This window comes from Moorella mulderi DSM 14980, from assembly GCF_001594015.1.
GTDB classification, from domain to species: Bacteria; Bacillota; DSM-521; order Neomoorellales; family Neomoorellaceae; genus Neomoorella; species Neomoorella mulderi.
Genome location: NZ_LTBC01000027.1, coordinates 1 through 7,734 on the forward strand (window position 1 = coordinate 1; position 7,734 = coordinate 7,734).

Sequence of the window (7,734 nt, forward strand, 5' to 3'; positions counted from 1 at the left end):
TTTCTTTACAAAGGCGGTAAACCTTCTTTTTGTTGATAATCAGTCCATACTTGTGTTTTAAGATAATCGTCATCTTGACATAGCCATAGGCGAAGCCTTCGCCCTCAATTAGCTCCTTTAGCCATGCCTTTATTTGTTCATCACTAACCGGTTCTTGTTGCCTGTTGTAGGAATAACCCTTGATAGGACGGCCACCACCATATCTCCTTTTTCCTTGAGATCCATTTACTTGCTATCTCTACTTTATCTGTAAGTGTGGGTTGGTTTTTTTTAGCAGGTCTTTTAAGATCTCTATCTCTAATTCTTTTTCCCCTAATAATTTCTTTAGTTTTTCGTTTTCAGTTATTGTTTCTTTTAGCTCTTTTAGGTGGGAATTAATACCCTGGCTTCCTTTTGAGGTTTTGCTGCTATTTCCTGTAAAGGCCGCTTCCCCATAGCGGCGATAATTCCTCGTCCACCGGTTAACCATGCTGGAAGATAGACCATATCTTCTGGCTACTACTGCACAGTTTCCGGTTTCGAGGCATTCTTGGACGATCTTTAATTTTTGTTCTACTGGATATTTCTTCCGTTCCATTATGGCTGCCCCCTTCTTTTAATCTAGCAGACTTAAGACTTTTTGTCCAAAGTAGTTAGGGGGCTAAATAGATCGAGCGGATACGCCTCTTTCCCGACCCGGCGCTTTTGGATGAGTATTTCCTCCTGCGGGTCATGCGCAAAGTTAACCATGATGCTACCTTCTCTTTAGAGAATGTCCTCTTTGAAACGGAGCCGCAGCTGGCCGGACTGCGCCTGGAGGTGCGGTATGACCCGGAGTGGCTTTTAAACCCGGCCCGGCCCGTCCTTTTGTACCGCGAAGGGTTAAAGGTGGGAGAGGCCAGGCAGGTGGACTTTGCGACCAATGCCAGCCTGAAAAGAAGAGGGCGCGGCCGCCTGAGCCGCAGGACTAATGCGGACCACCGACGCAGACGCAGTTCCGCCCATTCCCTTTAGCGCGGTAGAGGGCACTATCAACCCTCTGGGTGACGGCGTCCACCGTGTCGCCAGGGTGGTAGCCCGTCACGCCGAAACTAGCCGTCACCAGGCCCACCCCGGGGATCTCCATTTCGCTCAGCTTCTGCCTTAGCTCTTCCGCAAGTGTAGCTGCCCCTTCTACTCCGGTCTCCGGAAGGAGTATGACGAATTCTTCCCCGCCCCAGCGGGCAAGGCAATCTGTCTTGCGCAGCCTCTCCTTAAAGGCGGCCACCAGGCTCTTAAGAACCCGGTCGCCGGCGGCGTGTCCGAAACGGTCGTTGATGCCCTTGAAGTGGTCCAGGTCAAGCATGATCAGGGCGAAGGGATGCCCCGTCCGCCGCGTACGCTCAATTTCTCTTTCCAGCATTTCTAAAAAATAGCGGCGGTTGTAAGCACCGGTCAGGGGGTCGGTGATAGAGAGGCGATAAAGCTCTTCTTCCAGGTGTTTGCGTTCGGAGATGTCTATAAATGTTTCCACCAGTTTCTCCCCGCTGTCCGTACGCAAGCGTTTGACCGTCTTGAGCACGAGGATCTCCAGCCCGTCCTTCCGGCGCAAAAGCCGTTCGGAGCGGTCAACCTCTTCCTTCGCGACAGTAATAGGACAGCTTCCTGCGGATTGCGGGAAAAATTCCCAACAGGGTCTGCCTGCGATCTCTTCGGGTGCGGCTCCGATCATGGCCGCCGCTTCCAGATTGGCCTCCTCGATGCGATGGGATGCGGGGTCGATGATAAAGATGCCAACGGGCAGGGCGGCCAGGAGCGATTGCAGAAACTCTCCCTGCTGTCTCAGCTTTTCTTCCATTTTCCTGCGTTCTGTCAAATCCAATATAAAGGCCACGCCTATGCCGTCTTTCCCATGGCCGAAGAGCTGCAGGTGCGCTTCCACCGGGTAGAGGGAGCCGTCTTTCCGGCGGTGCATGGCGTCAAATATGATCTTTTCTTTTTCGCCCTGCTGTAAAGGAGCCAGAAGGGATCTGAATCTCTCCCGATCAAATTCCGGCATTAGCTGCATGATGTCCATGTCCAGGAGTTCTTCTTCGGTGTAGCCAAGGTTCTCCCTGGCCCCCCGGTTGACCGCCAGGAACTTTAACGTGTCGGGATGAAAGATATAGACCTCCGTCAAGGAGCCTTCGACTATCCTGCGGTACATTTGTGCCAGGGAGAGGGCTTCATGGAGCTTCAGGGCCATCTCTACGGTGGACACCAGCACGTGTTCCGGGGCGCCCTTCAGAACATACCCGTAGCGCGTGACCGAGCGGACTTGCTCTACAGCCTCCCGGGTAGAGATGGCGGTGAGAAATACCACGGGGATGTCTTTAACCTGCTGAATCCGTCTGGAGAGCGTCGTTCCGTCCATCCCTTCTCCCAGGTCAATGTCCATCAGAATGAGGTCGGGACATTCCGGACCGGATGCCTTTTGCAGGGTCTCTTCTGCGGTGAGGGCAATTTCAGTCATATATCCGTGCCTGCTGAGGATATCCGCCGCTATCTGGGCCTGAAGCCTGCTGTCCTCTACTATGAGTATTTTCTTCCCTGGAACCCTGTCCATCAGCCTGCCTCCAAGTAAAAAGCTGCTTGCTGCTCGATTATTAACAGGAAAGGCCACCTTCAACCTTGCGGCTTGTGGCCCAAAAAGAGTGTCCCTCTTAAAATACAACTCTCTAATGCGTTCTTTGTTGTCCACCTTGACCCTTCTCGTTTTAACCTTTATAAGCCATATGAAGTGTCACCAAGAATAACGCACAGGCTTTCGGTCGGGGCTTTCTCAAAGCAGGATACTTTTATTTTATTTCTGCCAAATCTCGGAAAGAATGAGCTTCCTTACTATTCTCTTCAGCAAAGTACTGAAGATGCAACGAAATGCTGGCGAGAAGCATGGGTAAGCCGAGAAAAACAGAACTGCTGCTGTTCTCTTTCTGGCCCTCAACTAAAAGGTATGGATAAACCATACCACCCAAGCGAGTACCAGTTGTTAAAACCCTCTCTTTTTAGTAGCGGCGACTACGCCCTCCTGCTAAAATAGTTCCCTTCTCCCTTCCACTAGTGTAAAGGGCCTCTTCCGGGTTATTCCGACTTCCAGCGGCTTACTGTTTTCAGCCAGCAGGCCAAATGCATAATAGTGGTTCTTCTTGGCTTCTTTCTCAGCGTACATGCGCGCGTCAGCAGCCGAGAGAAGAGAGCGGGCGTCTTCGCCGTCCTCGGGGCAGTAGGCTACCCCCGTAGAAATGCCAACCTCAATCTCCCCAGTATAAGGCAGCTCTGCCATTAGGTTCTCTTTAAGCCTGGCCTTGAACTTTTCTACTCGCGGGCCCTCACTGGCAAACAGAACTACAAATTCGTCTCCCCCGTACCGGGCAGCTATATCTTTTTCACGTGTTGTCTTTTTGAGGGCTCTTGCGGCTGCCCGCAAAACTTCATCCCCTATCTGGTGGCCCAGGGTGTCGTTTATTTGTTTCATGTTATCCAGGTCCAGCACGGCCACCGCCAAACTGCCGCCCCTTTCTAACCTGCAGTCCAGTTCCCGGAAAAAGGTCCTGCGGTTGTAAAGGCCTGTAAGGGGGTCGGTAACTGCTTCTTTCTTGAGCGCCAATGCTACCAGGTGGAATTTTAGGGTCAGGAGGTACACAGCTAATATAGTAACTGCCGTACCGGCGTTAACCAGCACCAGGTCGCCCAGGATTTTTCCCCAGCTTTCGGGAAGACCAAGTTTGACCCCATACGCACTCAGAAAAGTGCCGGTACCCATAGTTAATAGTCCTAGCACCAGCAATTTCTCTGGCCCGCGTCCTTTCCGGTTACGCCCTTTATGAAGGCAAATCTCCATGCCCAGGGCGGATAAAAAATATATCACGGTTTTACAGAACTCAGACAAGGTCTTAGCCTGCTCTAAACTCATTATTCAGATGACCTCGCATTTTTTATAGTCCAGTATAAGCCATCCCGCCTCAATTGTTGCCCTCCCCGCCATAGTATGACCCGGCTCTGGTCAGAGCGGCCGCCTCAGTAAAAAAAGTATTTCGCCAAGCAGAGCTATCAGGGTGCCCCCCCCCCCCGTATAGCAATATCTTCCATTTCCTCTTGCGGAATCCGTAAAAATGCCTCTACCACCCGGGGGTCAAACTGCCGGCCTGCACACCGTTTCAATTCCTCATATGCCTCCTGCGGGGTAAATGCTTCTCTGTATGGCCTGGCGGAGGTCATGGCGTCGTAGGCATCCGCCACACGAATAATGCGCGCCAGAAGCGGGATCTCCTCTCTTGATAGGCCAGCCGGATAACCCCCGCCTCCATAGTCTTCGTGATGGTGCCGTACGGCTGCAATAACCGCCGCTGGGAACCGGGCCGGTTCCAGGATCCTGGCTCCTACTTCAGGATGACCCTGCATCTCTTTTCTTTCTTCCGGGGTGAGGGGGCCCGCTTTAAGAAGAATGTCCTCTTGTATGCCAATTTTGCCTAGGTCGTGTAATAGGCCGGCCATGTAAACCTGTTCCTCCTCTTCAGCACTAAGTCCCAGCATACGGGCGCAGGAGCGTGCCCATTGGGCTACCCGGATGGAATGCCCCCTCGTGTATACGTCCTTGGCCTCCAATGCCGCCGCCAGCGCTTGTACGGTACTCAGGTAGTACTCCCGCAGGGAGGAGTAAAGGCGGGCGTTTTCCAGCGCTAACCCGACTTGAGCTGCAACGGTACCCAGGTACTCAACTTCCTCTTCCGACCAGCGGCGCGGTACAGGAGAATAAACCTTCAATGTGCCCAGAATCTTTCCGCCTGCTTTCACCGGCACCACAACCAGGGCCCGCATCTCAAGCGCGTAGTAGGGCAGGTGCCTGCCAGACCCGTCGGCGGCCAGGTCCTCCACTACCACGGCTTCCCCTTTTTGGAGCACTTCACCCAACAAGTTATCCTCCGGCCGGACGCGGGCGAACCTCGCCTGCAACTTCGGGCTCATACCCAGGCTGGCCCTCAGCACCAGTTCGCCGGTATTTTCGTCAAGCACCCGCAGGGCACACCACCGTGCACCCAGCACGTCCCTCACACTTGCCAGGGCCGATTCAAACACTAGATCCACATCAAGGTGGCTCGATAACACCTGCCCTACTTCGATCAGCCGTTCAAGCATTGCTGCCCTTTCCTGCACCTTCCGGAAAAGCCGGGCATTTTCCAGCGCCAGCCCCAGAATGGTGCCCAGGGTGGTCAAAAAGATAGCTTCCTCTCCGGTAAAGCGCTGCCCCCCCGGCTTGCCTGCTAAGGTGAGTACCCCCGTTACCTTGCCCCCAGCTGTAAGAGGTACTGCAACTGCCGGCCGCTTTTCTTCGGGCCTGCTTTCTCCGGGACGGCTATCAAAGTGCGCGGCGATAGCTTCCCGCCCAACGGCGGCTATTATTTCCCCTGCAGGAATAACTTTTAAGTCATTAGAGGACTCCAGGGTAGCCGCCACTTCAAGAGCTGCCGCCCCCGGCTCCGTTTCGCTAAGCATCACCACCGACCCGCTGGTGGCACCGGTCAATTTCAGCACCGCTTGAAGTCCCTTCCGGGCGGCTTCGGCCACCTGCAGGCTGCCGGAAACTGTTTTGCTGAATTCAAAGAGAGCGATGAGTTCGTCTGCCTTTTTCTGCTGTTCCTGCTTGGTGTATAGCAGCTGGGCCAAAGTTTCCGTTACTGCCCGTATCATCTCCGCCGCTTTCCGCAGCCGTTCTTCAGACCACAAAGGTACCCCTTGGGCCGCTACCCAGAGCTCTTCCTGGTCTATGCCTGTCTCCCGGGCAAGTTCGGCTACTTCCTCTTCTGTGAGCGGCTTAAGTGTTACACCGCCGCCCACCAGTACCGCTACTGTTTTTCCTGCTACCCGGAGGGGTACTGCCACATGTACCAGCCCGGCATGGCAGGTGTCGAGAATCGCTCTCCCTGCGTCCACGGCAGCCCTGGCAAAGATTACACGTGAAGCCTCACACTTGGATCTTCCTTCTGGATTAGCATTAAGGAGGGCGCAGAAAGAGCATAGGTTGGAGGTTTTGGTGAGGAGTTGTCCGTCCGGGTAGGTGACAGAAGCTGCCAGCCCCAGGGCCTGGCTCATGCTGTCTTGAAGTTTTTGTAAGCCGATCTGTTTCAGTTCTTCGTAGTACTGCATTAATTTCTCTCTCTCCATGAAGGAACCACATACCTCCTGCTGGGAGTGCTCGCCAGAAAAGGCCTGCTTGCCGGACCGGCAGTCCCGCGAGAGTGTTAAATGCCGGCCCTTTGGCGGCCTTTCTTTGCCTCCTTGTCCGCGTACATCCTGGCGTCGGCCACTGCGAGCAACGCATCTACGTCTTTTCCGTCTGCCGGAAACCGCGCCAGTCCCACCGATAGGCTCAAGGGTATCTCCGTGCCGGAAAAGCGTATCGCTTTCAGGTGCCTCTCAAGCCGGGCCCGGAGTGTCTTCAGGCGCGGCCCTTTACCTGGAAAGAGGATGACGAATTCGTCGCCCCCATAGCGGGCCGTAACATCCCCTTCCCGGACGCTTTTCTGGATGGCCTGAGCCACCCGTTTCAGGGCTTCATCCCCATACTGATGTCCCCAGGTGTCGTTGATTTTCTTCATGTTGTCTAGGTCTAAAATAGCCAGCACCGGGTTGCGCTTCCCTTCCCGGGCCTCCTTTAGCACGCTCTCCGCCGAGGCAAAAAAGGCCCGCCGGTTGTATAGGCCGGTAAGCGGGTCGCTTTCAGCTTCGCGCTGGTAACGGCATGAAGCCCGGGCCAGTTCCATGACCATCAACACCATCGAATATAGGACTAAAAAGGTACCGGTGTTGGAAAGGATAAGTTCGCCCACTATTCTTTTGAGCAATGTAGAGAGACGGAAAAACTCTCCTACAAGGTCCAGGGAAATGCCGGCCAGCACCAAGGGCAGGCCGATAAAAAGCAGAACCACGGCCGTTCTCTTTCTAACTCTCAGTTGAGAGGTACGGATAAACCATACCAGCCAGGCGAGTATCAGGAGGTAAATAAAAAACTTACTCCCTTTGCAAGCCACTCGCAGCCAGTCGATGGGATAGAACCTTTCTAAATTCATCTCCTTTTCCCCGGCAGAAAATTTTACAGCTATACAGCCGCCTTATCGGCGACTACGGCTTTTTCTAAAAGCTCTCCCATTGCTGTTACAGCACATAGATTTTCTGTGAAGCACACGCCTCAAGCATTTTGAGGAGGGTTAAACCTTGCGGTTAAATGCGTATAATTTTGTGGTTCTATGAGGACCCGCCCCAATACAGCTTTTAAGTATCTATCTCCGTAACTTCCCTTTAAGCGTAACACTGCACCGTTGACCGGGGGGTTAAGAATCTGGACTGCGGAAATAGTCCTGGGATGCTAAGTGTCAGACGCCTGCTGCTGTGCTGGCGCACCAGGCTCTTTTTTCTCCCAGCTCTCTTTAAGGGCAACTTCGGCGTAGGCGAAAAGCTCTTCCCCGTCCTTCCCGTTGTCGGGATATACCGCAATCCCGTAGCTCCACGTCCCGGGAAGGAAGCCCTCCAGTTTCGTTGTCACCACCTGCGCGCCTTCTTTCCCCGTATGAGGGAGAATCAACGCCAGTGTGCTTTTGCTGAGCTCTATGACAGTGTCTATCTCGCGCAGGCGCCGCCGCGCCTGCCTGGCGCATTCCCCAATCTTTCCCTTACCCAACCTTTCAGACCGGGCCAGAACCAGGGCTACCTTTAGCCCGCCCCTGTTCGCCCGGTTGATCT

7 protein-coding genes and 2 pseudogenes are annotated in these 7,734 nt (G+C 53.9%); 1 reads left to right on the plus strand and 8 read right to left on the minus strand.

Annotated features, from left to right (window positions below; genetic code table 11):
• Together MOMUL_RS17965 and MOMUL_RS14795 are read right to left on the minus strand one after the other, a co-directional pair.
• Nucleotides 1–184 (minus strand): helix-turn-helix domain-containing protein (locus MOMUL_RS17965; RefSeq protein ID WP_153018450.1); only part of this gene is annotated, 184 nt, incomplete at its 3' end.
• A gap of 54 nt (nucleotides 185–238) precedes the next feature.
• Nucleotides 239–577: a helix-turn-helix domain-containing protein gene (locus MOMUL_RS14795; protein ID WP_062286143.1), complete on the minus strand. Its 339-nt coding sequence runs from the start codon at nucleotides 575–577 to the stop codon at nucleotides 239–241.
• An 89-nt stretch (nucleotides 578–666) separates the two neighbouring features.
• Between MOMUL_RS14795 and MOMUL_RS14800 the strand changes: the two are divergent.
• Nucleotides 667–933, plus strand: a pseudogene (locus tag MOMUL_RS14800) (Mu transposase C-terminal domain-containing protein); the annotation flags it as partial.
• A gap of 13 nt (nucleotides 934–946) precedes the next feature.
• Here MOMUL_RS14800 and MOMUL_RS14805 read toward each other — a convergent pair.
• The 6 genes and pseudogenes from MOMUL_RS14805 to MOMUL_RS14825 form a co-directional block, all read right to left on the minus strand.
• A complete protein-coding gene (locus tag MOMUL_RS14805; RefSeq protein ID WP_062286147.1) occupies nucleotides 947–2,563 on the minus strand; it encodes a GGDEF domain-containing response regulator in 1,617 nt (538 codons plus the stop codon).
• A 232-nt stretch (nucleotides 2,564–2,795) separates the two neighbouring features.
• Entirely contained in the window at nucleotides 2,796–2,972 is a 177-nt protein-coding gene (locus tag MOMUL_RS16785) for a hypothetical protein (RefSeq protein ID WP_161485038.1), read from the minus strand.
• 56 nt (nucleotides 2,973–3,028) lie between these two features.
• Nucleotides 3,029–3,886, minus strand: a complete 858-nt coding sequence (locus MOMUL_RS14810; protein ID WP_062286149.1) for a GGDEF domain-containing protein — start codon at nucleotides 3,884–3,886, stop codon at nucleotides 3,029–3,031.
• A gap of 161 nt (nucleotides 3,887–4,047) precedes the next feature.
• Entirely contained in the window at nucleotides 4,048–6,159 is a 2,112-nt protein-coding gene (locus tag MOMUL_RS14815; protein ID WP_236713136.1) for a PocR ligand-binding domain-containing protein, read from the minus strand.
• 77 nt (nucleotides 6,160–6,236) lie between these two features.
• Nucleotides 6,237–7,064 (minus strand): GGDEF domain-containing protein, encoded by an 828-nt coding sequence (locus MOMUL_RS14820; protein ID WP_062286151.1) that lies wholly within the window; start codon nucleotides 7,062–7,064, stop codon nucleotides 6,237–6,239.
• Nucleotides 7,065–7,360: 296 nt separating this feature from the next.
• Nucleotides 7,361–7,734: pseudogene (locus MOMUL_RS14825) on the minus strand (GGDEF domain-containing protein); the annotation flags it as partial.